Raw genomic sequence first — 24,089 nt, 5'->3', positions numbered from 1 at the left:
CGTCACAGGTCGAAGAAATTGTCGTTCGACCGGCTCTCGATCAGCTTGTAGTACGGGTCGATGGCGACCACGGCGGGGCGCTCGTCGACCACGAACTCGAGCACGAGCTCGGCGCCCGGGTCGTCGGCGGATTTCGAGGTGAACACGTGCTTCTCGAGCGCGAGCGGCTTGCCGAGCCGGAGCTGCCGCGGGCCCGGGGCCGTGAACACGCCGACTTCGATGGTGTCGGCCAGCGGCGCCGGGGTCTCGCGGCCGTGCTCGTCGGCGCGGACCTTGCGGGCGCAGGCGGTGACCCGCACGCGGAATCGGCCCTGCTCCTCGGTGACGGCGGCGTCGCAGATCCGGTTGTCGTAGAGGGTGATCGTCTCGAAGGTGTCGGTGATGAAGTACTGGTATTGCGGCGGCGTGACGGCGCGCAGGGCCGCGATCACGTCGTCGGCGATCGGCTGCGGGACGGGCCCGAAGCCGCGGGCGCGCAAGAACTCGGCCAGCGCCGCGTTGACGCGGTCCTTGCCGACGAGGTCGGCGAGGCCATAAAACGCGATCATGCCCTTCGCGTAGCGGATGTACTCCTGGCCCTCGCTGCGGACCAGCGGGACCTCGCGCTCGCGCTCCTGCGCGCGGCCCCGCAGGTAGATCTCGAGCTTCTCGCGCAGCATCGGCGCCACGCCTTCGATCCCGTACTCCTGCTCCATCACCAGGATCGCAAAGTACTCGGACAGCGACTCGATCACCATCGTCCCGCCCTGGACGAAGCGCGCCGACACCTGGTGGCCCCACCACTGGTGGGCGACCTCGTGGGCGGTGATCCAGAACGGGCGATCGTAGGTGGTCGCGTCGTCGGGGTCGAACTTGAGGATGAAGCCGATGCCCTCGGAGAACGGGATGGTGCCCGGCATGGCCATGGCGAAGTCCTGGTGCCGCCGCGGGAACTCGAGGATGCGGAGCTGACGCGCCTGGTACGGGGTGAATTGGGCCTGATAATAATCGAGCGACCGCTTCATCGCCGTCATCATGCGCGCGATGTTGTAGGGGTGATCGGCGTGATAGTAGATCTCGAGGTCGATGCCGGCGTGGCGCTCGCGAGCCACCTCGTAGCGGGCCGACTGCACCACCCAGGAGTTGAGGATCGGGTTGTCGACGACATAGGCGAAGCAGCGCCGGCCGTCTTGCTGCCATTCGCGGACGAGCGCGCCGGGGGCCACGGCGATCTGGTCGGGCGCGGTGCAGACGGTGGTCGAGAAATCGATGCGCGCGTGGGTGTGGCGGACGACAAGGCCACCCTTGGCCAGCGGGTCGTCGACCGCCAGCATGCGGGCGCGCTCGGGCAGGCCGAGGCGCCGGCGCGCGTCGCGGTCCGCGACCTCGCCGTCGCGGTCGTAGCCGATCCACGGCAGCAGCTGCGACTCGCTCTGGAGCGCGCCGTTGGCGTGGATCTCGGTGTCACGATCGCGGTGGGCGAAGCCGGTCCGCTCGACGCCGAGCTCGAAGCGCAGGGTCGTCTCGGCGCCCGGGGCGAGCGGCGCCGCGAGCTGCCAGATCTGGTGGCGGATCCGCGGATCCTCGTGCACGAGCGTGGCGCCGCCGGCGAACGAGAGTGCGTGGATCGTCACCTCTTCGGGGAGGTGCAGGTGGACGTCGGGCACCGCGACCTCGTGCGTATTGACGATCCGGTAAGTGCCGCGGACCCGCGCCGAGGCTGTCTCGGGGGACAGGTCGATCCGGAGCTCGACCGCGGCCAGCTGCGGCTGCAACAGCCCCTCGTATTGTTTGTACGCGCGCTCGTACACGGCCTGCAGCGCCTCGACGCCGCGCTCGGTCACGTAGGTGTTGCGCACGTGGAAGTTGTGGGCGGCGTAGGCCCCGAGGCCGAGCCAGGCGGCGGCGGCGAGGCCGACGAATCGCCACCACGCCCCGGTGGCCCGCCCCCTGGCGATGCGCAGGCGGGCGCGCAGGCCGCCCGGGGTGCCGCGGACGAGCAGCAGGCGCCCGAATGCCAGCAGGAGCATGGCGAACGCGAAGTAATAAGCCCACAGGACCGCGAAGGACCACACGTTGGGGCCGAACCCGTTCATGTCCGAATAGAGGATCTGCGGCAGGTCGGCGTAGCGCAGCAGGCGGTGCTCGAGCCCGATGTCCTTGAGCAGGGGGAACAGCACGTAATAGGCGACCAGCAGGGCGACGCCGAGGCCCTTGTGCGGGACCAGCAGCTGGAGGGCGACCGCGAGCAGGATCGTGAGCGTGTGCCTGGGGACGTCGAGGCCGAAGAGGTGGCCGAAATAGACCGGGAGCTCGAAATGCATGTACCCGGACAGCGCCTGGAAGATCACGCCGCAGCCGAGCAGCAGGCCCAGGAGCACGATCTGGACGAGCAGGAGGGCGGCGATCTTGGCGGCGATCACCGCGACCGAGGCGACCGGCGTGGCGTCGAGGAGCTGGTCGCAGTGCAGGTCGCGCTCGCGCCAGATCAACTGGCCGGCGTAGACCGCGAGCAGGATCGAGAAGAACAGGCCGAACTCCTGGACGATGAGCACCATCGTGTGGGTCACGGGCAGCGTGATCATCATCTGGAAGTTGAGGTCGACGGCGTGCAGCATGAACAGCAGCAGCACGGCGACGACCGCCTGAAACGGGCGCGCCCGCGTGACGTCGCGGAAGTAGAGGCGCGTCATGGCGACGAAGGCGGCCCAGGTGGCGGCGGGGCCCGAGCGCGGGCGGACCGGCGGTCGCGGCCGCGGGGGGCGGTGCGGGTCGACGACGGGCAGATCGACGATCGAGCGGGCGCGACGGCGCACGCCTGGGGACGCCTCCATGCGGAACCAGCGATAGGCGACGAGCAGCAAGAGGCCGCCGAGGGCGAGCCACAGCAGGCGGTTCCACAGCAGGGCGTCGACAACGGCGATGAGCCGCGTGTTCTGCTCGTCGATCGTCCAGTGGCGAGTGACGAGCCCGCTGGCCGCGAGGCCGAACGGATCGATCAGGGCGATGATGCGCTCGATCTGCGGGCCGGCATGGAAGGCCCCGTCCATGACGCTCAGGCCGATCTGGCGGCCGACGAACATGACGATGCCGGCGACGTAGACGGCGAGGAAGCTGCGGGTCAGCACGCCGACGGCGATGAAGACGGCGCAGGTGACAAAGGCGTTGGGCACCACGTAGACGAGCACCGGCCACACGTAGGCGAGGGCGCCGCCGGGGCCGAGGCGGGCCGGGTCGACCCATGGCATGTGCGCGCCGAGCCACAGGCCGAGCGCGGAGCAGCCGGTGACCAGGGCGGTGAACAGACACGCGCCGAGGAAGCGGCCGAGCACGAAATCGAACTTGCGCAGGCGGGTGGTGAAGAGCAGCTCGTGGCTGCGAAACTCGAAGTCGCGCAGCAGCGCGGTGCCGGCGATCGCGGGGGTGAAGATCGCGCCGAACAGCGTCATGAACATGACGATGGTGTTCAGCTTGTGTGGGGCGTCGTTGTCGACCGCCCCGCCGAACGGCCCCGCCCACGCGAACGGGGTGGCGGTGTAGAGCCAGCCCCCGAGCAGCATCAGGACCATGAAGATGTAGTTGACCGGCCGGCGCAGGTGGTAGCGGATCTCGATGCCCGCGAACGTCGAGAACGGACTCATGCCGCTTGCAGTGTCGCGGCCGCGACAGACCCTACACCCCCGGCGCGCACGATCGTCAGGCGGCGCGCGCGGCCAGGCGGGTGGCGCGGGTGATATGATAGAAGTACACGTCCTCGAGATCGGGGGCGACCGGCTCGAAGCCCGGGCCCGGGGCCTCGAAGTGGTGGACGTGGACGACGGGGCGCCCGGTGACGAGCCGGGTGGAGATGACGTGCAGCCGCGCGGCGAGCTCGGGCAGCTCGGCCTTGGCGACGACGCGCCGCCACAGCCGTCCGCGCAGCTCGGCGACGCCGGCCTCGGGCGCGCCGGTGTAGACGATCTCGCCGCCGGCGAGGATGGCGAACTTGGGGCACAGCTCGGCCACGTCCTCGACGATGTGGGTGCCGAGGATGACGATGACGTCGTGGCCGATGTCGCTCAGGAGGTTGAGGAAGCGGTGCCGCTCGGTCGGGTCGAGGCCAGCGGTCGGCTCGTCGACGATGATGAGCCGCGGCGCACCCAGGAGCGCGATGGCGATGCCGAGGCGCTGCTTCATGCCGCCGGAGAAGCCGCCGACGGCCAGCTTGCGCGCGGCGCCGAGGTTGGTCTGCTCGAACAGGAATTCGAGCTGGGCCCGCCGCTCGCGGGCGTCGGTGATGCCCTTGAGGACGGCGAAGTGATCGAGGACGTGCTCCGCGCTGAGGTTGGGGTAGAGGCCGAACTCCTGCGGGAGGTAGCCGAGGCGCTCACGCACGGCCGGCTTGTTCCGCAGCACGTCGAGGCCGCCGAGGTCGATGGCGCCGCGATCAGGCTCCTGCAAGGTGGCGATCGTGCGCATGAGGGTCGACTTTCCGGCGCCGTTGGGGCCGAGCAAACCGAACATGCCGGCGTCGATCGTCAAATCGACGCCCCGCAGGGCGCGCACGCCGTTGGGGTAGGTCTTCGAGAGGTCGCGGATGGTCAGGCGCATGGGGCTCCACCGCTGCAGTGTCGGCGGGCGGCGAAACCCTACGGGCGGAAATGGAGGCGACGTTGCGTTCGCGCGCGATCGCACGCTCCGCGTGATGTCCGAGCGAATTCTTGCGCCCGCCTTCGCACGCATTCGCGGTCCTCGTACGCGAGCGACCGGCAGCGTACGGCGCGAATGCGCGTCGCGAAATTTGCCGACGCAGGCCGCGACTCGAGCTCTCGGGTGCCGCGGATCCACGTCTCGCGGCCGCGGGACCATGTTCCATACGAATGGCGATGTATCGTCGCGCCTCGTTCGTGAAATGGAGGGCGTCGGCCTGTGCTGAGGCCTGTTCTTCTCGAAACGCCGTCCTGAATTTGTCCGCGTGCTCTCTCTGCCGATTGTGTGTAGCGCCAGACGGCGTCCCGAGGCGTCGCTCGCCCTCGGTTGACACGAGCGAGGGAACCAGCGTTGAATGTCTGGCCGATGTTTAGGTCGGTGGAGGTGTACAGTGGGACCAGAGGATTCGATCATCATTTCCGACGCCGACCGGGCGGCTTCTCTCGTGCTCGACCGGGCGATGCACGCGGCGAGTCAGGGCACGTTCGCCGTCGGCGGGCTCATCGTGGACAACAAGACCGGCGCGCTCGTCCACAGGATGCACAATAACGTGCTGCGCCCGCTGTCTTCGGGCGAGGTGTTCACCTGGGACCCGACCGCGCACGGGGAGCGTCAGCTCGTCTATTGGTACTACGAGCACCGCGAGGCGCTGCAACTGCCGCCACCATCCGAGCTGACGGTCGTGACCTCGCTCGACCCATGTGTGATGTGCGCCGGCGCGCTCCTCACCGCGGGGTTCAACATTGGCGTCATCGCCGTCGACGACTATGCCGGCGTCAACTACGACGAGAAGTTCGAGTTTCACAGCCTACCGCCGAGCCTCCAGGGGACCGCGAAGCACAAGTTCGGCTATTACGCCTGCGGACACAAGGGGGATCCCGAGCTCTACGTGCGGTCCTACCAGGGCGGTGAACACGTCGCATTTCGGACGGGCACCGTATCGTCGGCGAACCTGATGGGGTGCGGCGCCATCTTCGCCGACAGCAGCAACATGGTCCGCAGGATCAGCAGCGAGGAGTCCGGCCTGACTCCCGACAAGCTGAAAGATCCGTCCGGGCTCCCCGAGGACTCGCCCGTCAAGCAGGCGTTTCGCAAGGTCTATCCCAGGGCCTTCATGCTGAAGACCCAGGATGCCCGCATCCCCGGCCAAGACATCCTCGAGGAGCTCAAGGCGGTGGCGGCCGCGGGCGAGGAGGGAGACGGCAACGCCGTCGGCTTCCTCGATCCATTCGGGAATCTGATCCTGTGTTTGCCCGGCCGCGAGAGGTTCGCTCCCGTCCGGACCCCGTTCATGGAGGTCACGCAGGCGTATGCGCAGACCCGCTGGGAGTTGATGAACGCGGAGGCGACCCGTGGCGTGGCATCGGCGCACCTGACCGTGCCGAAGTACGGGACGTTCCTGTTCCTGCACGCGCCGGATCCGAATACGGCACCGGGGCTCATGACGCTCGGGGCTTACGGATCGACCATGGAGGGCCCGATTCCGCAGGTCTTCCCGACCAACCTGCAATATGCGCGAGGCCCCCAGGCCGGCAGCTTGCTGGAGCTCACCCGGACGATCGGCAACCTTCCGCCGCTCTATACTGATTTCGTCCAGCTTGCGATCGGTCCGTCGCCGGCGCTCGCGCAGGAGAGCCTGGCGCTGAAGAGCTTGGCGCAGATGGTCAGCGAACCCGTTCGCGCGGCGCGCGAGCCTCGTCTCGCGCGACACAGCCTCGTCTACACTCACAAGGCGCGGAACTCTCGCGGCTGAGTGCGCCGCCTCGCGTGATTGGCGAGGTGTTGTTGCGGGTCGCGCTCTTGGCGTGGGCTCTCGACACCATCCGGTGGCCCGGCGAGCACGCCGCCGGGCGCATCCAACGTCCCGGCGCCGTGCGCCTGGGTCGCGTTTACGCGTAGCTCGCCGACAGGCACGGCGAGGCTGCCGCGGCCGCGATGACCTCCGCGGTGAGCAGGCGGTAGGGCGTGCCGTCGGCGCTGGCCGACGCCAGCTTCTTGCCGACGATCTCGCCTGGCCAGTCGCGGCCCGAGCTCGCGTCCCAGCCCATGTCGTCGGGCTCGCCCGCGTGCAGCGTGGCGACCGACCAGCCGCCGGCGGCGAGGAAGAGGCCGGTATCCTCGCCGAGCGTCAGCCCGAGCTCGCGGGCCGCGGTCCACACCGCGTCGGGCACGTCGGCGACGGCGTGGCGCTGCAGCAGGGCCCCCTCCGGCGTCGCCGGGCGGTCGCCGAAGCGCGCGACCGCCAGCACGAGGCCGACCACGCCCTCGACCTCGTGGTCCTCGTCCTCCTCGACGCGCGCTCCGGCGATGAACGCGACGGGGAGACCGAGCTCGGCGGACAGCGTGGCGAAGCGCGCGTGGATGGCCGCGAGGCCGTCAAACGAGCCCTCGACGGTGGCGGGGCGCCCGATGACGAGGGCGGCGTAATGCTCGTGGTCGAGTCCGAAGCGCGGCAGGGGGGTGCTGGTGTCCGTCATGTCGCCGATCTCTCTCTGCCCCGGCATCCTGCCCATGGCGGTGCCCGCGGCGGCTCGCAACGCTGCGAGCATGAATTGCACAGTTGCGACGCGTCGCCCATCGGCGGGATAGGGACCGCTCGGCGGGCCCATCGAGCTTCCGCGACGCGGCGCAAGCGGGCGACCCGGGCGACCCTCGCCGGGCCGAGCGCCCCCGCCGTTCACCCGGAGCCCAGGTACTCGAGCCCGAACTCGACGTGGTGCGCGAACGGCTTGACGGTGACCTCCACCGCGTACAGGCCGGCTTCGAGCTCGAGCTCCACGCCGTCCCAGATCCGGCGCACGAACTGCTCCTCACAATCACCGCAGCGCGTCAGCTCGACCGAGGGATCGAACTCGGCATCGTCCACCAGATGCACGCGATAGCGGCCTGTCCCCTGCAGTTCCACGCGCATCTGCGTGGCCGTGAACATCGCCTCGCTCGATTGGCTGCCGTAGAACTCCGGGGCGAGGCACGACGCGGTGAACTCCGTCGACCACGAGTCGCCCGCCGCCACCGTCACTGCGCCCTGCGAATCGCAGAGATCGATTGCGAAGGTACAACGCGGGGCGCCGGACAGGAAGTCCGCCTCGAGCGTGGCGAAAGCCTCCCCCGTGCCAGCTTCGATCTGCGCCACGATCTCGCCCCGTGTCCCGTCACGGACCCCCTGGTAGATCGCGCGAAACGACGCGACCCCCACGCGATCGATCAGGTAGCGCGTGAACAACGCCGCGGCCTCGTAGTCGACCTCCTCGGCCGGCTTGTCGAGCATGTCCAGAATCGGACCGGGCTCGGGCGTCCACTCCGTGTTCACCGCCTCCGTGCGCGACAGCGATTCGGCGAGCCCCTCCTGGAAGAAGGGGATGCTCTTCCCCCAGACCCGGTGGACGACCGCGTGCGTGACCTCGTGACGGAGCACCGCTGTCGGTCGAAAGCGAAAGTGCTCGGCGAGGCTCACGATCACCCGCTCGTCGTTCGGATCGTAGCACCCGGTCGCGTCCTCCCGCTCCCCGCACGTCACCGTAGCGACGACATCGACCGGGACCAGGAAGTCGCCCGGCGCCGCGCCCAGGAACCCGAACACCCGCTCGATGTAACCATCGAGGTGCGTGGCGGTGCCAGCACACAACTCGTATTCGTGGGTCTCATACACGAAATCGACGCGCTTGCCCTCCCGCGACCCCTCCGCCACGCACGCGCCCAGGCACAGCCCCGCCAGTGCTGCGCACAAGCCACGCACCGACTTCGTCCGATTCCTCCGCGGCTCCGAGGACCTGTAGCGAAAATCCGCTCGCATCGGCCTCGACTGTACTCCGCCCGCTCCCACCGTCACAACCTCCTGGGCCCAGACTCCGGGCTGTGCGCATAGACATGTCTTAAAAGACATGCCCATTCATCAGCTCACAAACCGCCGGTGACCTTGAGGACGGCGCCGGAGACGTAGGCCGCGCGGTCGGAGAGCAGCCACAGGATCGCCTCGGCGACCTCGTCGGCGTCCGCGACGCGGCGCAAGGGGGCGATCCGGGCGACCATCGCCGGGCGGTCGGGGTTGCCGGAGCGGGCGTGGATCTCGGTGGCGGTGGTGCCGGGCTGGACGGCGTTGACGCGGATCCCGAGCGGGCCGACCTCGCGGGCGAGGCCGACCGTGAAGGTCTCGAGCGCGGCCTTGGATGCAGCGTAATGCACGTACTCGCCGGGGCTGCCGGTGACGGCGGCGATCGAGGAGACGTTGACGATGACGCCGCCGCGCCCGCCGCGTTCGTTCGACATGCGCCGGATGGCCTGCTGGGCGCAGAAGATGGCGCCGGCGACGTTGACGGCGAGCACGGCGTGAACGGTGGCGGCGGCGATGTCCTCGACCCGCGCGGGGGCGCCGATGATGCCGGCGTTGTTGACGAGGTGGGTGACCCTGCCGAGGTCGCGCTCGCAGGTGAGGAAGAGGCGCTCGACATCGGCGGGCGCGGCGACGTCGGCCTTGACGGCGATCGCATCGACGCCGCAGGCGCGACAGTCGGCGACGACCTGCTGGGCGCTGGCGTCGTCGGCGGCGTAGTTGATGCACACGCGATAGCCAGCGCGAGCGGCGAGCCGCGCGGTGGCAGCCCCGATGCCGCGACCGGCGCCGGTGATAAGGACGGTGCGGGGTGAATCACTGGACTCGGTCAAGGGCGGTTACTCCGGAGATTCGTGGCGGTCGGCGCGAATGCTGGCAGCGGGCTTCGAGCGTTATACGGCTACGGCGGACATACGAGCGGGCCGGCGGCGCAGGCCGGCTCGGGCTCGGCGGCGTGGTACAGGCATTGCCACAGCGCGAGGGCGTCACCGTCGACGCAGTCGGCGAAGAACGCCGGCGGGCGGAGCTGCCGCAGTCGCTCGCGCACGTGGCACGATTTGGGCTCGGGGTGACTCAGCTCGCAGCCCGAGCGATCGCTGCGCGTCACGGCGAACTCGCCGACGATCTCGAGGCCGAAGACGTGCAAGACCTGCGGCGAGTGGCCCGGCATGAACATGAACTGGCCGGGGGTGCGATCGCGCAGGGCGACGGCGAGGCAGCGGGCGCGCTCGAGGTCGGTCACGGCGGAGGTCGGGGCCGAGAAGTCGCCGTCGAAGATCGGGCCGTCGAGCTCGAAGTAGATCGGGTCGCCGCCAGGGCACAGCTCAGGGCCGCCGCAGGTCAACGCCGGCTCCTGGTCGGACCACAGCTCGCCTGGACGCGTGGCTTCCAGACAGGCCTCGCCGGTGGTGGTGTCGCCCTCGCTCGTGGTCGGCGCGAGCGTGGTGCCCGTCGTGGTGCCGGTGGTGCTCGAGGTGGTGGTGCTCGTGGGTTCGGCGTCGGTGTCCCCGGGCGCCGGCGCGGGGCCGCAGGCGAGGGCGAGCAGGAGCGGGAGGGCGCAGCCGATCGTGGTGGGGACGCGCATGCTTCGATTCCGGATGCGAAGCGGCGGGCCGCCGTAAAGAAGGCAGCGGCCCGCCGCGCGGGGCGTCACATCGGCGGCTCGGGCTTGCAGAGGGCGCCGCCTTCGATCTGCGCGTTGGTGCGGAAGGTGTTGAGCAGCTCCCACGAGCGCGGCTCGTACTGCGGGATGGTCGAATCCTCGCGGACGTTGGTCACGTGATAAGTGTGCTGATTCCAGATCCGTCGCGCCTGGATCCACCGGTCCTGCTTGTCGCGGATGACCTGGACGGTGGGGGCGGTCTGGAGGTCGTCGTAGCCGGCGCTGGAGACGACGACGATCTCGGCCGAGCCGTCGTTGTCGACGTCGGCGACCACGGGGTACTCGATCAGGGTCTTGGAGCTGCGCGGGACCGCCAGCAGCGGCACGCCGGCGCCGTCGAACACGAACAGCTTGACCTCGTCGGCGTACATGGCCTCGGCGACGCCGTCGCCGAGGAAATCGAAGGCGGTGCCGGCGGCCCAGCCGCTGCTGTCCTGGACGTTGGCCGACCACGCGACCTTGCCGCCGGGCTCGAACATCGAATAGCGGGCGGCGGAGCTGGTGGCGAACTCGCTCTGCTTGTCGCCGTCGAAGTCGTGGATCGTCGAGGGCCGGAACCACGCGCCGGGGCCGTTGTCGCCGGTCGGCTTGATGTCCTTGAACTTCACCTTGCCGTCGTGCTCGAGCACGGTGATGCCATTGTTGTTGGTGAGGAGGATCTCCGGCATCGGGTCGGGGTCGAGGTTGGCGACCGCGGGGAAGCCGGGCTTGAGCGTGACGTCGTTGTAGTAGACGGTGCCGTCGTGGTGATACGCGGCCTGACCGAGGACGATCTCGAGGTCGAGGTCGCCGTCGAGGTCGGCGAGGGTGGTGGCGGTGCAGTGAAACACGATGTCCCACAGCGCCTGCTCGGGGGCGATGAACAGGGTCTTGCCCTCGTGGTCGACGACGAGGTCGTCGCACACGATCTCGACGTCGCCGTCGTTGTCGAGGTCGCCGAGAGCGACGGCGCCGCCCTGGTCGTGGTTGAACTTGTCGGCGGAGGTCCACTTGAGCGCGCCGTCGTGCTCGAACGCCAGCAGCGCGCTGGGGCCGAGGAAGGTGCCGCCAGGGGTGGCAGCGACGATCTCGGGCAGGCCGTCGTTGTCGATGTCGCCGATCGCCGGGGTCACGAAGCCGTCGACGGGGGTGGGGATGGCGAAGTGCTCGACGCCGGTGGCGCCGTCGAGGACGTGGATCTTGCCGCCGATCGGGCCGCCGGTGACGACGACGATGTCCGGGATGTCGCACAGGTCGATCGCGCCGTCGCCGTTGTCGTCGGTGAGGTTGGCGACCAGCGGGGTGGTCGAGCTGCCGCCGGTGCCCTGATTGCCCCACGACCACTGGACCTCGGGCTCGAAGCTGTCAGGCGGGGCCTCCTTGTTGCAATCGCCGATCGCGTCCATGTCGTCGACGACGTGGCAGGTCGACGCGGGGCCGTCGGTCTCGATGTCGCCGATGTCGCCGCCCTGCGGGGTGTCGAACTTGAAGCCGGTGCTGCTGCCGCTGGCCGAGACCTCGTCGGTGGTGCTGGCGGTCGAGGTCGAGCCGGTGGCGCTCTCGCTGCCGACGCTGGTGGTCGGGACGCCGGTGGTGGTGGTGGTGGTGGCGTCGGTGCCGGTCGGCGCGGTCGCGCTCGTCAGTCCGGTGGTGGTCGCGCCGGCAGTATTGCCGGCCGAGTCGCCGCAGGCGGCCTGCGCGAGCCCGAGGACGATGAGCGAGAGGGCAGAGGCGTGAGGACGGGGCATCTTCGAGCAGGCTCGCGTACGCGCCCGCGCGCGTCAACGCGGGCGCCCGTGGGGGTCATCACGGCTGTGCGGGACGCGAGGGGGTCGATGCCGAGGGGCGAGACGCTCGACGCGGGGGCGCCTGCCGGGTATGCGTGGAGGCGCGGGCGCAGGTTTTTTATGCACGAGTATGAGGCGTCAATCACCCGGACGGCGAAGCGGTCGCTGGTCGCCCTGGCCATTGCGGCGGCGGCCTGCGAGGCCGAGGTCGAGGCGCCGTTCGTGCCGCGCTACGCGACGGAGCGGCTGCGGATCGGGACCTCGTTCGAGGCCGAGCTGTGCCAGGAGGTCATGGATGGCTGGGAGGCGCAGATCGACGCGATCGAGGCGATGCTCGGGGTCTCGCGCGAATACGTGTGGCTGTATCTGTACGCCGACGAGGAGCTGGCGGCGATCGGGGCCGACTGCGGCCGGGACCACGAACTCAGGGGGTGTTACAAGTCGCCGGTGGTGCGCACGACCCTCGAGGTAGCAGCGCACGAGATCGTGCACGCCTGGACGGCGATGGCTCGCAGCAATCCGTTGACGCTGCTGAAGGAGGGCATCGCGGTCCGCCTGCAGGGCAACGCTCAGCGCACTCTGCTGCCGCTGACCGTCGAGGATCTGGCAGCGGCCGTGCCATGGGAGAAGTATCCGTCGGCCGGGCACTTCGTCGCCTGGCTGATCGAGACCTACGGGGTCGAGCGCTTCATGGATCTGTACGTGCGGAGCTCGCGGGGTATGCAGCCCGCCGCGATCTCGGCGCTGTTCGTCGAGGTGCTGGGCAGCTCGTCGCAAGCTGTCATGGACGACTACTCGAAGCATTCGAAGCAGTACTACCCGGGGGCCGGCGGTCTCGCGTGCGGAACGGCGGAGCCGATCGAGTGGCAGGGCGACTCGGCGAGCTGGACGATGTCGGGCGCCTGTGCGACCGGGGGGTGGTACGCGCTCTCGACCGACTTCGGCCGTAATCGGAGGACGCTCGAGCTGGCGGAGGACGGTCGCTATGCGTTCGAGACTGGCGGGCGGGTCTTTAGTTTGCTGCGCTGCCTGAGCGAGCCGGCCGACGAGGACGAATTGCCGATTCTTCCGCGGCGGGTGGGCGACGATGTCAGCCTGGAGCCGACGCCGGAGTCGGTGGGCTTGATCGGGGAACAGGACAACCCGCTCGAGCTGCCGGCGGGGACCTACGAGATCTGGGTATGGCGTAACGACCCGAACTACGAGGATTATTTTTCGCCGGACTTCCGCGTGCGTCGCCTGTGAACGTCCACGGCGCGAAGGGTCGTAGCTCGAGCTCACCGACCTGCGCGGCGCAGGCCCGTCGCGCAGGCGAGCAGCGGTCGCCAGCACGAGCGACGGCGGCATGGTCAGGGCGGCGAGCTCGCGTGCGCCAGCTGAGCGGAGAACATGCATGTCCCTAAGGACATGCATGGAAGAGCATGTTCGAGTGGACATGTCCATGCGGGCATAATTTTTGAGCCATGTCCGGTGAGGCGGGCCGGGTGTGGCGAGCTCGGTGCACCGGGCCCCCGCGCTCGCGGGGAGCCGGCGGAGCGTCGTTCGAGTGCCGAAGCGCAACACCGAGGCTGTCGCGCGCAACCATCGAGAGCACGGCGTTACGCGTGGCTGGGGGGCACCTGTGAGGCTCGGCCACCCCTTGCCCGGGGCGCGGCGGCGTGAGATCGATTGGAGCGAGTGAATGCGAGCACCGAACCGCTGTACGTCCGCGCGCTCGCCCGGCCCGGGGCGACGTGGGTCGCGGTGTTGCTCGGGGTGTTGCTCTGCGCGCCCAGCCTCGCCAACGGGCTCAACCTCGACGACCTGCTGCAGGCGGCCCGCGTGGCCGACGGCGGCGGCGACCCGGGGGATCTGTTCGTGCTGTTCGGCGGGCCGACGCCGCTGTTCGCCGGCGCCGACGCGCCGTGGTGGAAGCACGAGGCGATGTCACTCGCGCTCCTGCGTCCGCTCGCGGCCGTCACCCACCTCGTCGATCTGCGCCTGTGGCCCGGACAGCCCGTGTGGATGCACGTGCAAAGCCTGGGGTGGTACGCGCTGCTGCTGGTCGTCGCGGCGCGGGTCTACGGCCGGCTGATCCCGGCGCGCTGGGCCTGCGGGCTGGCGACGCTGCTTTACGCGATCGATCACAGCCACGGCATGGTGGTCGGCTGGCTCGCGGCGCGCAACGGCATGATGGGCGCCACGCTGGCGCTCGGGTGCCTGGCCGCGTACGTGCGCTGGCGTGAGGGCTGGCGCCCGGGCGCGGCGCTGGCTCCTGCCCTGTTGCTGCTCGGATTGCTCGCCAGCGAGGGCGCGGTGGCCGTCTGCGGGTTCCTCGCCGCGTATGCCCTGTGCATCGAGCGCGGGCCGGTGACCCGGCGGCTGGTGTCGCTGCTGCCCGCGGCCGCGGTGGTGGTGGCGTGGCGGGTCGCCTACGTCGCGGCCGGATACGGCACCGCACATTCCGGGTTTTACTTCGATCCGGGCGACCAGCCCGGCTTCCTGGTCCGCTCGCTCGCGCACGGGCTGATCCTCGTATGGTCGCAGGTGTTCATCAGCGCCGGCGAGGCGCTCGCCATGGCGCCGGGCCTGTTCCTGCCGGCTGCGCTGGTCGCCGCGGTGACGCTCGCGGGCCTGGCGGCGTGGTTTCGGGCCGAGCTGCGGCGCAGCGCGGCGCTGCGGTTCTGGGCGGTCGGCACGCTGTTGTGCGCGTTGCCTCTCGGATCGACGCTGCCGACCGATCGTCAGCTGTTGCTGATCGGCTTCGGCGTGTTCGGCTTCGCGGCGCAGCTGTGCGCCGAGCTGCGCGAGACCGGGGACCGCCGCGCCGGGCTGCGGTGGTTCGGCCGCGGGTGGTTCGTGCTGCACGTGCTGCTGTCCGCGGTGATGCTGCCGGTGCGCGCGACGTCGCTGGCGCAGATCGACGGGCTCGCCTCGCGGGCCGCGGACGTCTACTTGACCGCCGCGCCGCCCGAACGGGTCGTCTTGCTGCGGGCCCCGAGCGATCTGCTGATGTTGTATGCGCGGGCCGGGCGGCGATTGGCGGGGCTGCCGTTCCCGGCCGAGCTGCGCTATCTGTACGCCGGCCTGGGCGCGCTGACCGTGACCCGCGTCGACGCGCGCACCCTCGAGCTGCGACCCGACGGCGGCTGGCTGTACGCCCCGCTCGACCGCCTGTTCCGCGCCGAGGCCGATCGCTTCCGGGTCGGCGAGCGCATCGAGTCGGGCACGATGAGCGTCGAGATCGTGGCGGTGTCGCCCGAGGGCCGGCCGCTGGCGACGCGGATGCGCTTCGATCGCGACCTCGAGGACCCGAGCTTCGCCTGGTGGTCGTGGGAGGCCCACGGTCCCGCGCCGTTCGAGCTGCCGGAGGTCGGGGCGACGCGCACGCTGCCGGCGTCGCGCAACCCGATGCTGGCCCCGTGAGCGCCTCGCCTCGATTCCAACCTGTCTCTTCGGGCAGGTGTGGTTCGTCGCGGCTTTGGGTGTCGGAGTCGCTCCGGTGACCATGAGGCTCGCCTCGGGAGCGGGCCGTGTCCCCATCTTGGGGCGTGTCGATCGGGAACCCCGATCTCCGGCGCGATGCGACAGGCGTGACCCCTCGTGACGCGTGGACCTCGCGCGAGAACGTTCGCCCGCGCGGCGCGCTCTTGCGGGCCTGGGGCGGGGCCGATACGGTGGTGCATGGCCTCCATGCGTCGATTCGGTTGGTTGCTGGCGGCGGGGCTGTGCCACGCGCCCGGTTGTTCGAGCACGTGCGTCGACGACGGCGCGGTGTTCAATCAGTCGCTCGAGGCGTGCATGACGGCGGGGCTGACCGCGAGCGCGAGCGAGAGCGGCGCGACGGAGGGCAGCGAATCGGACACCGAGGGGTCGGCGTCGGCGCCGACGGAGGGCAGCGCGTCCGAGGGCAGCGCGACCGAGGGCAGCAACAGCAACAGCGAATCGAACTCGAACTCGAACTCGAACAGCGAGAGCGAGACGATCACCGGCGGCGGGGGCGGGGTGTGGTGCGAGGACAAGGACGGCGACGGCTTCGGCGACCCCGCCAACTGCGTGCCGCAGGAGCCCGGCGAGGACCCGCCGGACGGGTTCGTGCCCAACGACGACGACTGCGCCGACGACGACCCGAACACCTTCCCGGGCGCGGCCGAGAACGAGGACCCGCCCGACGCTTGCATGCAGGACCTCGACGGCGACGGCTGGGGCGACAGCACCCCGGACGACCCGGACGCGACGCCGGGGACCGACTGCGACGACGGCTCGGAGCACACCTTCCCGGGGGCGGCGCCGAACGACGACGCGATGGCGTGCATGACCGACGTCGACGGCGACGACTGGGGCGAGAGCATGCCGATGAACCCGGACGTGACGCCCGGGACCGACTGTGACGACGACGACGCCGCCACCTTCCCGGGCTCGGCCGAGGTCGAAGACCCGACGAAGTGCATGAAGGACGAGGACGGCGACGGCTGGGGCGACACCAGCGTCCCTCCGGGGGTCGATGTCGGCTCCGACTGCTATGATTCGAACGCGGACATCAACCCGGGCGACCGCGTGCTCTACACCGCGCTCGACAACGGCGAGTTCGCCGAGGTCAACGTCGAGAACGGCGACATCACGCCGTTCGCCAGCGTCGACATCGGCCCGCTGGCGCCGCCCTACGCGGTGATCACCTGCGCGATCTCCCCGGCCGACGGCAGCATCTATTGCTCGCAGTCGGCCAAGCAGGTCCTCATCGTCGTCGACTACTGCAGCGGCGACACCCCGACCGAGCTGGCCGACCACGGGCGATCGATCTGCGGCCTCGGCTTCCTCGACGACGGCACCCTCTACGGCGTCGACTCCGACGCCGACGAGCTCGTCACCTTCGACCCGGCCACCGGCGAGGTCACCGACGCCAAGCCGATCACCGCCGGCGGCAACGGGGTCAACATCCAGGCCTGCGGCATGGCGGTCGACTGCGTCGGCGAGCGCATGCTCGTCACCGACGGCCAGAACAGCCGGATCCTCAGCATCGACCCCGCGACCGGCGAGGGCACGGTGGTCGCCGACATCCCCGAGGGTCAGTGGAATTCGGTCGGGCTCGAGTTCGACCCGGTGACGAAGCAGGCGTTCTCGAACAACGGCGACGAGCTGTACCAGATCTCGCTCGACGGCTCGAACGACTACATGCAGCTGCCGGACCTCGAGGCCAGCATCAACGACCTGTCGTACGGGCCGACCTGCGGCTGACGGCCGCGGCGTGACGGCGAGGGCCGTCGCGCCGTCGCAGCGTCGACGGTCTACGCCGGCTCGGGCTCGGGCGAGAAGGTCGCCGCGAAGCCGCGGCGGGGCCTCCGCGCCGGCTTTCGGGCCCGGAGCAGGGCGCAGCGCAGGATGTGGTCCATGAACCCGCGGTGACCGAGGGTGGGGTCGTTCTGCAGGATCATGTCGGCGCTGCCCTCGGCGCCGGGCGGGTAGAAGATCCCGCAGGAGGTGTTGATCTCGAGGTACCAGGGCTGGCCGTCGGCGTCGACGCGGAAGTCGCAGCGCGCGTAGCTGACGCCGTCGGTGGCGAGGAAGATCTGCCGCGTCGCTGCCACCAATCGCTCGGCCAGCTGCGGGTCGGCGCACGGGGACCAGCGCATGCCCTGGTACTCGTGCCATTTGAGGGCGAAGTGCTTGAAGCTCTCGCCCGGGGGGAATGTGCAGACCACCGGCGGGAACACCAGCGGCCGCGCCGGGTCGTCGGGGTTCTCGGCGACCAGCACGGTGTATTCGTGGCCTTCGACGAACTCCTCGAGCAGCGCGCCGCCGAACTCGTCGATCGTGCCGCGGGCCCGCGCGAGCAGCTCGTCGGGCGTGCGCACGCGCGACTCCGGGGTGAGGCCGATGCTGGCGCAGCCGTCGAAGTGCTTGACGATGACCGGCAGGCGCAGCGACCGGGCGGCGCGCTCGACCTCGATGTCGGCCGTGACAAAGGCGTGGGCCGGGGTGGCGACGCCGAGGGCCAGCGCGGTCCGCTTCATGTCGGCCTTGGTGAGCGCGTAGGCCCGCGAGGTCGGGCCGGTGAAGGCGACGCCGAGCCGCTCGAGCTCCTCGACGACCTCGAGGCCGGCGACTTCCTCGAACCACGCGCCGTCGCAGAGGTTGAGGAACACGTCGAATCCGCGGGCGGCCAGGCGCCGGAGGGTCGCGGCGGAGCTCGATTTGCCGAGCGTCACGACCTCGACCTCGTGGCCGGTCAGCCAGCGCGCCGGCTCGTAGGTCGTCTCCTGTTCGACCATCGGGGACGCCTCGTAGGCGGAGAGAAGGACGCAGATCCGCATGTTCCTCGGTCGTCTCGTCCGGCGTGCAAAACCACCGGCGCGTTCGGGCGCGAACTTACGCGTTACGAACTCGCAAGGACAGGGCGGTCGCGGGGCGTCGCCCGGACCTACCGGCCGGTGCGGAGTCGGTCGGCCCCCGATCGTCGACCGCCGCCCCTGGTTCGCGGGGGGCGGCGCCCGGGCCGCGGTGGGTCGGCGAGCGGCGAGCATCGGGGCGAGGTCGCAATGCTACGAGGGCGGCGCACGCGTCTGGCTGCTGCGAGCTCGCCCTCCCGGGGCGCCGAATGCGGTCACCGCCGACCCTGCGCGCGGGCGCGAACGGAGCAGCCGGGGCGTGCAGATGGCCTCGCGGACAGGGCACCGCGCCGCCGGGAGTGGGCGAGATCTCGCCATGAGCCGGGCGCTGCGGGTGGAGCTTGGTCGGCGACCGCCGGGCGGGACATGTCCTTGCGGGCATCAGGAGCGGCGCCGGCTCGCCCCGGCGTCCGCGTGGGGGTGACCTGCGCTTCGAGACATGTCCTTGAAGACATCGGATCGCGCGCCGGCGCGGCCGCGCGTGTGCGGGCGACATGAACTTATGGACATGTCCTTGCGGACATCAGGACCGGCGCCGGCGCGGCCGCGCGTGTGCGGTTGACAAGAACTTCGGGACATGTCCTGTTGGACATCAGGCCCGGCGCCGGCGCAGCCACAGGACCAGGGCGAGGCCGACGAGGCCGCCCGGGGCCGAGCCGCCGGCGTCGCAGCCGCTGGCGGACTCCGGAGCTTTGGCGGGCGGCTCGACGGCCTTGACGGGGACCGGGGCCTGGGCGGGCGTCTTGTCGGCCGGAGCGGGAGCGTCGGGCGGCTTCGGCGGGTCGGCGAGCGGGGCGTTCACGGGCTTGGGCGCCTCGGGCGACGGCGGGGTGCCCACGGCCTTGCCGGTGGCGTCGAGGTACTCCTGCTTGACCAACTCGGCGCTGCACTTGGCGCCGTCGATCGTGGCGCGCCAGGTCCAGCGGACCTCGACGGCGGGCGAGGTGTCGACGATCGTGCGCACGCCGGGGAACGTCGGGCCACACGCGGCGCCGGCGGCGAGCAGGGGCTTGATCTTGTCGCGGTCGAGGTCGGCGCCGGCGGCCTTGATCGCATCGGTGTCGCCGGCGGCGATCAGGCGCAGCTGCATCTCGCCGCCGAGCGGGTGCCACGAGATCTTCTGGTCGGTGCCGGGGACGATGAGGGTGCCGCCCTCGAAGGTGTTGGCCAGCACCAGCGCCTTGCCCTTCGGGACCTGGGCCTCGACGCGCACGGACAGTTCGACGCCCTTGTGCCCGTCGGGCAGCATGTCGGCGCGGGCGGCGAGCGGGACCAGCAGGACGGCGAGGGCGGCGGCGAGGGGACGCATGGCCGGGACGATGCCACAGGCGCGGACCGTTCGACAGGCGCTCGGGCGCGCGCGGATGTCCGAACAGACATGTCCTCGCGGACATGCGGTGAGGCTCCCCCTGCAACCTCCTCGGCTCGCGCGGCTGCGCGACCGCCCCGCGTCGGACGACGCCGACCCGGGCGCGCGCCGGGGGCCGGTCGCCGCGAGATCGATGTCTCGTCGCCGAACCGTCGTCCTCGTCCGCGCCTCGGGGGGCCGCGCGAGCGAGGCTGTCTCTTGGGTCAGGCGTCTCCTCCGCGCCCGGCGGTTCGCGTTGGGCACCGGCGAGCCGCCGGGGCGCGCGCTCGCGGCCTGCGAGATCCGCTACCATGGCCGGATGTCGCGCGCATGGCTCGCCCTCGCCTGTCTGTTCGCCTGCACCTCGTCCGCCGTGGCACCGGAGGCGCCCGTGAGCGAGTGCGCCGCCAAGGTCGCGCAGATGCGGGCCCAGTTCGCCCAGGGCGCGGGCGAGCCGGTGGTCCTGCAATTGCCAGGGGGCGGGCAGTTCCCGCCGTCGAGCCGCGGGGTCGCCGTGGCAGACGGCCTGCCGGTGTTCGTCATGGCCGACGGCGGTTATGTGTTCGACACCCAGCCGCTGACCGCCGCGGGCCTCCAGGAGCGGCTCGCGGAGGAGCTCGAGCGGGCGGGTCAGCTGGCGCGCAACACCGGTCAGGCGCGGTCGGCCCACCTCCTGTTGGCCGCCGACGCAGGGGCGCCGGCGCGCGCGCTGGCCGAGGTCGCGGGGATGGTGCCCGAGGGCACGACCGTCGCGCTCGTCGTGGCCGTCGCCGGGGACGTGGTGCCCGCGCCGCCGTCGACGCCGCCGGCCGTGCAGGCCGTGCTCGCCGCGCCCGCCGAGCAGCGGGCGAGCACGCTGGCGGCGCTGCTGGAGCCGAGCGCGAAGGCCTGCGCGCCGATCGGCGGGGTGTTCGAGGCGGTCCGCGACGCCGCGCCCGACCAGCGCAGTCAGGTCCTGCTCGACGGCCTGCCCGGCGCGCTCGAGCAGTGCCGCTGCGAGGGGGTCGATTTTCCGACCCTGCTGGCCGTCGCGTGGCAGCTGGGCGGCAAGACGGCCGCCGCCGTGCGCCAGCTCGGGGTGCCGCTCACGCGCGCGCCGGAGGCCGAGGGGGTCGCGCTGCCGGCGACCGTGGCCGAGCTGGTGCCGCTGCTCGAGGGCCGCGACGGCCGACCGTTCCGGCTGGACTCGCGCTGAGAGGCGCGCCGGAGCCGCCGCGTCGCTCGGGCTGCTCCGTCGCGGGGCCCGTGAGCGGCTTCGCGCACCTGCAGGCGCCCTTCGAGGCCGCCGGCGGCCAGTCCGCGCCGTCACGAGGGCCCGCGGCGGAGCTTCGGCGGTTTGGGGGGAATCGGCGGCAAGTCCGCTCGTGAGGATGTTTCTTCCGTTCCGATCGGGGTCGGATCACGTAACGGCGTGAATGTTGGTATTGTGGTTTCAGCCTCGTGCGAAGTCTCATGCCCTCCCTCGACGCCACCCCCCACTCCGCGCGGATGCGCACGGATCCCGCAAGCAGCCGGGATTCGGGGGATTTCGAGGCTGTCGGGGACAGCAGCGAGGGCGGGGACTTCGGGCGGATGTACGTCGACGCCGCCCGCGGGGCGGTCGCCTACGAGGCGGCGACGCGGGCCGCGGAGGCCGAGCTCGAGCCGTTCCGCGCCGGTCGCTACGTGATCATGAAGCACCTCGGGCACGGGGCGATGGGCAACGTGTTCCTCGCCTACGACCCGGACCTCGATCGCAAGGTCGCGGTCAAGATGCTGCGCGAGTCGTCGCGCGCGCTGGTCCCCGCCTCGCTGGTGCGCGAGGCCAAGGCGATGGCGCGGCTGACCCACTCCAACGTGGTCGGCGTGTTCGACGTCGGCGTGTGCGAGCGCGGTGTCTACGTCGCCATGGAGCTGGTCGAGGGGGTGACCCTTCGGACATGGCTCAAAGAGCAGGCGCGAGGCTGGCGCGAGGTTTTGGCGCTGTTCGTCCAGGCCGGCGGCGGGCTGGCGGCGGCGCACGAGGCCGGGCTGGTCCACCACGACTTCAAGCCCGACAACGTGCTGGTCGGCGCGCGCGGGCGGACCATGGTCAGCGACTTCGGCCTGGCGCGCGTGCACGAGGTCGCCAGCGCCGACGTGAGCGGCGAGATCAGCGACGCCGGGGCCACGCGGCGCGGCAGCGGCGGGGCCTCGGACGGCAGCTCGACGGTCGCCTCGAGCCGCGGGCCGGTCGGCACCCTGGCGTACATGGCCCCGGAGCGGCTGCGGCTGCAGCCGTCCGACGCGCGCTCCGATCAGTTCAGCTTCTGCGTCGCGCTCTACGAGGGCGTGTACGGGCGGCGGCCGTTCATCGGCGAGGACGCGGCGGCGCTGCGGCGGTCGCTGCTGCAGGACCGCCCGCAGGACCCGCCGAAGGGCTCGGTGGTGCCGCTCAAGCTGTGGAAGGTGCTGCGCCGCGGGCTGGCCCGCGATCCGGCGGCTCGCTATCCGGCCATGGACGCGCTGCTGAGCGAGCTGGCGGCGATCGCCGCCGAGCGGCCGCTGCGGCCGTGGCGGTTCGCGCTGGCCGCCGGCGGGCTGGCGGGTGTCCTTGGGGGCATGTCCTTGTGGACAGCTCCGGTCGATCGCTGCGGCGCGGCCGGCGAGGCGCTGGCGACCGCGTGGACGCCCGAGGTGCGGGACGCGCTGCAGGCCAAGTTCTCCGGCGTGCCCGGGAGGTGGGACCGGGTCGAGTCGGCGCTCGACGACTACGTGGCCGGCTGGCAGGTCCGGCGCAAGGCCGTGTGCACGAGCGCGGCGCGGGCCGACGCGGCCGCCTCCGAGGAATTGCGGGCGCGCGCGACCTGCCTCGAGCACCCGCGCATGCGCTTCACGGCGCTGGTCGAGCTGCTGCAGAGCTCGTCGCGGGTCGACGTCGACGACGCGGCGCGGGCGACCGCGCAGCTGCCGGCGCTGGCCGACTGCGACGACCGCCAGCTGCTGGCGCTCGGCCTGCGCCCCCCGGACGCGCACGAGCGGCCGCGGGTGACGGCGCTGCGGGTCGGGCTCGAGCGGGCCCGCGTGCGCGAGGTGTCCGGCGAGTACGCGCAGAGCCTTACGATGGCCGAGCAGGCGGTCGGGGCGGCGCGCGGGCTCGATTATCCGCCGGTGCTGGCCGAGGCGCTGTACCAGCGCGGCCGCGTCGAGCACTACCTCGGGCGCAGCGAGGCCGCGGTGGCGAGCCTGTCGGAGGCGGTCGACCTGGCCGAGGCCAGCCGGCACGAGGTGCTGGTGGCCGAGGTATGGCAGTACCTGGTCGAGGTCGGCGCGCTGCACTGGCGGCCGGGGCTGCCGGTGCTCGAGTGGGTCCGGCGCGCGCGGGCCAGCGCCGAGCGGCTCGGGCGGCCGGCCGCCGACAGCCGGGCGCGGGCGCAGCAGGCCGAGGGCCTGGTCGCGCGCGGGCGCCAGCAGCCGCGCATCGCCGAGGCCGCGTTCCGCAAGGCGCTGTCGCTGTGGGCCCAGAGCCCGGCCCCCGACGCGGTGGCGATCGCCAAGCTCAAGCTCAACCTGGCCACCGCGCTGGTCGATCAGGATCGCGGCGACGATGCGGCGCTGCTGTACATCGAGGCCGAGCAGGGCTTCGTCGCCGCCCTCGGGCCGCGGCACCCGTACGTGCTGGTCGCGCTGTACAACCTCGGCCTGCTCGAGGAGCAGCGCGGCCGCCTCGACGCCGCGCGGGCCGCCTTCGAGCGCTCGCTGGCGGTGGCGCGATATGTCTTCGGGGACAGCCACGGCAAGGTGCTCGAGCTGCACCTGGCGCTGGCCCGCGTCGACCTCTACGAGGGCCTGGCCTCGTCGGCGCTGGCCCACGGCGAGGCCGCGCGGGCCATCTTCGACGACACCGGCAGCGCCGACGACGAGGTGTTCGCGGTCCTCGGCGAGGCCCACCTGCTGCTCGGCGGTTACGCCCCGGCGCTGGCGGCCGCCGAGCGCGAGCTGACCCTGGCCGCGGCGCTGCGCGGGGCCGACGACCAGGCGGTCGCGCGGGCCCACGCCAAGGCCGGCGAGGCGCTGCTCGGCCTGCACCAGCCCGACGAGGCCGAGGCGCGGTTCGCCGAGGCGCAGGCGCTGCTGGCCCGCATCGCTGACCCCGACGGCGACGCCCAGGGCTTCGTGCTCAAGGGCCTCGGTCAGGCCCGGTTGATCCGGGGCGACCACGCCGGCGCCGCCCAGGCGCTGCGCCAGGCCTCGGCCGTGTGGGCCAGCGCCGGCAGCGACTTCCGCGAGGTCGCCGACACCCAGTGGTGCCTCGCCGAGGCCCTGGCCGCGCTCGGCGAGACGACCGCGGCGGCCCAGCGCCGCGCCGCCGCCGATCGCTTCTACGCCCGCTTCGGCGAGGCCGGGGCGCGCCGGGCCGCCGAGCTGTCCGGCTGGCTGCGCCCGCCCGCCTGACTCCATTCCATGTCCGAAGATTCCTGTCCCTAAGCAC

The 24,089-nt window shown here is 71.5% G+C and carries 15 protein-coding genes; 6 read left to right on the top strand and 9 right to left on the bottom strand.

Annotated elements, in window-relative coordinates:
• Positions 1–2: 2 nt before the first annotated feature.
• Positions 3–3,620 carry an ABC transporter permease/M1 family aminopeptidase gene (locus POL25_RS06315; protein WP_272084987.1) on the bottom strand — a complete coding sequence of 1,206 codons (3,618 nt, stop codon included), beginning with the start codon at positions 3,618–3,620 and terminating at the stop codon, positions 3–5.
• Between the two features lie 55 nt (positions 3,621–3,675).
• Positions 3,676–4,569 (bottom strand): ABC transporter ATP-binding protein, encoded by an 894-nt coding sequence (locus POL25_RS06310; RefSeq protein WP_272084986.1) that lies wholly within the window; start codon positions 4,567–4,569, stop codon positions 3,676–3,678.
• Positions 4,570–5,059: 490 nt separating this feature from the next.
• Here POL25_RS06310 and POL25_RS06305 point away from each other — a divergent pair, with 490 nt between their 5' ends.
• Complete coding sequence (locus POL25_RS06305; protein WP_272084985.1) at positions 5,060–6,421, top strand: nucleoside deaminase; 1,362 nt, start codon at positions 5,060–5,062, stop codon at positions 6,419–6,421.
• Positions 6,422–6,557: 136 nt separating this feature from the next.
• Here the strand turns inward: POL25_RS06305 and POL25_RS06300 are convergent, their stop codons facing one another.
• The 5 genes from POL25_RS06300 to POL25_RS06280 form a co-directional block, all read right to left on the bottom strand.
• A complete protein-coding gene (locus tag POL25_RS06300; protein WP_272084983.1) occupies positions 6,558–7,145 on the bottom strand; it encodes a hypothetical protein in 588 nt (195 codons plus the stop codon).
• A gap of 200 nt (positions 7,146–7,345) precedes the next feature.
• The gene (locus POL25_RS06295) at positions 7,346–8,356 is read right to left on the bottom strand and encodes a hypothetical protein (RefSeq protein WP_272084982.1); all 1,011 of its coding nucleotides are present in this window, start codon (positions 8,354–8,356) and stop codon (positions 7,346–7,348) included.
• Between the two features lie 209 nt (positions 8,357–8,565).
• Positions 8,566–9,330, bottom strand: coding sequence for an SDR family oxidoreductase (locus tag POL25_RS06290; protein WP_272084981.1), 765 nt, complete (start codon positions 9,328–9,330; stop codon positions 8,566–8,568).
• Between the two features lie 68 nt (positions 9,331–9,398).
• On the bottom strand, positions 9,399–10,082 hold the full coding sequence (locus POL25_RS06285; protein WP_272084980.1) for a hypothetical protein: 684 nt from the start codon (positions 10,080–10,082) through the stop codon (positions 9,399–9,401).
• A gap of 65 nt (positions 10,083–10,147) precedes the next feature.
• Complete coding sequence (locus POL25_RS06280) at positions 10,148–11,887, bottom strand: FG-GAP repeat domain-containing protein (protein WP_272084979.1); 1,740 nt, start codon at positions 11,885–11,887, stop codon at positions 10,148–10,150.
• Between the two features lie 159 nt (positions 11,888–12,046).
• Here POL25_RS06280 and POL25_RS06275 point away from each other — a divergent pair, with 159 nt between their 5' ends.
• From POL25_RS06275 to POL25_RS06265, 3 genes are all read left to right on the top strand, one after another.
• Positions 12,047–13,171 carry a gluzincin family metallopeptidase gene (locus POL25_RS06275; RefSeq protein ID WP_272084978.1) on the top strand — a complete coding sequence of 375 codons (1,125 nt, stop codon included), beginning with the start codon at positions 12,047–12,049 and terminating at the stop codon, positions 13,169–13,171.
• 432 nt (positions 13,172–13,603) lie between these two features.
• Positions 13,604–15,331, top strand: a complete 1,728-nt coding sequence (locus POL25_RS06270) for a hypothetical protein (protein ID WP_272084976.1) — start codon at positions 13,604–13,606, stop codon at positions 15,329–15,331.
• Between the two features lie 267 nt (positions 15,332–15,598).
• Positions 15,599–17,140 (top strand): hypothetical protein, encoded by a 1,542-nt coding sequence (locus tag POL25_RS06265; protein WP_272084975.1) that lies wholly within the window; start codon positions 15,599–15,601, stop codon positions 17,138–17,140.
• A 50-nt stretch (positions 17,141–17,190) separates the two neighbouring features.
• Here POL25_RS06265 and POL25_RS06260 read toward each other — a convergent pair whose 3' ends face one another.
• Both POL25_RS06260 and POL25_RS06255 read right to left on the bottom strand, forming a co-directional pair.
• Positions 17,191–18,174, bottom strand: a complete 984-nt coding sequence (locus POL25_RS06260; RefSeq protein ID WP_272084974.1) for a D-alanine--D-alanine ligase family protein — start codon at positions 18,172–18,174, stop codon at positions 17,191–17,193.
• A gap of 709 nt (positions 18,175–18,883) precedes the next feature.
• On the bottom strand, positions 18,884–19,600 hold the full coding sequence (locus POL25_RS06255; protein ID WP_272084972.1) for a hypothetical protein: 717 nt from the start codon (positions 19,598–19,600) through the stop codon (positions 18,884–18,886).
• Positions 19,601–19,958: 358 nt separating this feature from the next.
• Here POL25_RS06255 and POL25_RS06250 point away from each other — a divergent pair, with 358 nt between their 5' ends.
• Positions 19,959–20,834 (top strand): hypothetical protein, encoded by an 876-nt coding sequence (locus POL25_RS06250; protein WP_272084971.1) that lies wholly within the window; start codon positions 19,959–19,961, stop codon positions 20,832–20,834.
• Positions 20,835–21,211: 377 nt separating this feature from the next.
• Complete coding sequence (locus POL25_RS06245) at positions 21,212–24,052, top strand: serine/threonine-protein kinase (protein ID WP_272084970.1); 2,841 nt, start codon at positions 21,212–21,214, stop codon at positions 24,050–24,052.
• Positions 24,053–24,089: the final 37 nt, after the last annotated feature.

Source organism: Nannocystis bainbridge (genome assembly GCF_028368995.1).
Taxonomy (GTDB): domain Bacteria; phylum Myxococcota_A; class Polyangia; order Nannocystales; family Nannocystaceae; genus Nannocystis; species Nannocystis bainbridge.
The sequence above is the reverse complement of the archived record's forward strand: the minus strand, read 5'-3'. Positions and strand labels throughout refer to the sequence as shown.

Coding starts and splice junctions, on each gene's coding strand:
- POL25_RS06315 (WP_272084987.1), bottom strand. CDS start 3,620: ATGAGTCCGTTCTCGACGTTCGCGGGCATCGAGATCCGCTACCACCTG.
- POL25_RS06310 (WP_272084986.1), bottom strand. CDS start 4,569: ATGCGCCTGACCATCCGCGACCTCTCGAAGACCTACCCCAACGGCGTG.
- POL25_RS06300 (WP_272084983.1), bottom strand. CDS start 7,145: ATGACGGACACCAGCACCCCCCTGCCGCGCTTCGGACTCGACCACGAG.
- POL25_RS06285 (WP_272084980.1), bottom strand. CDS start 10,082: ATGCGCGTCCCCACCACGATCGGCTGCGCCCTCCCGCTCCTGCTCGCC.
- POL25_RS06280 (WP_272084979.1), bottom strand. CDS start 11,887: ATGCCCCGTCCTCACGCCTCTGCCCTCTCGCTCATCGTCCTCGGGCTC.
- POL25_RS06275 (WP_272084978.1), top strand. CDS start 12,047: ATGCACGAGTATGAGGCGTCAATCACCCGGACGGCGAAGCGGTCGCTG.
- POL25_RS06265 (WP_272084975.1), top strand. CDS start 15,599: ATGCGTCGATTCGGTTGGTTGCTGGCGGCGGGGCTGTGCCACGCGCCC.
- POL25_RS06260 (WP_272084974.1), bottom strand. CDS start 18,174: ATGGTCGAACAGGAGACGACCTACGAGCCGGCGCGCTGGCTGACCGGC.
- POL25_RS06255 (WP_272084972.1), bottom strand. CDS start 19,600: ATGCGTCCCCTCGCCGCCGCCCTCGCCGTCCTGCTGGTCCCGCTCGCC.
- POL25_RS06250 (WP_272084971.1), top strand. CDS start 19,959: ATGTCGCGCGCATGGCTCGCCCTCGCCTGTCTGTTCGCCTGCACCTCG.
- POL25_RS06245 (WP_272084970.1), top strand. CDS start 21,212: ATGTACGTCGACGCCGCCCGCGGGGCGGTCGCCTACGAGGCGGCGACG.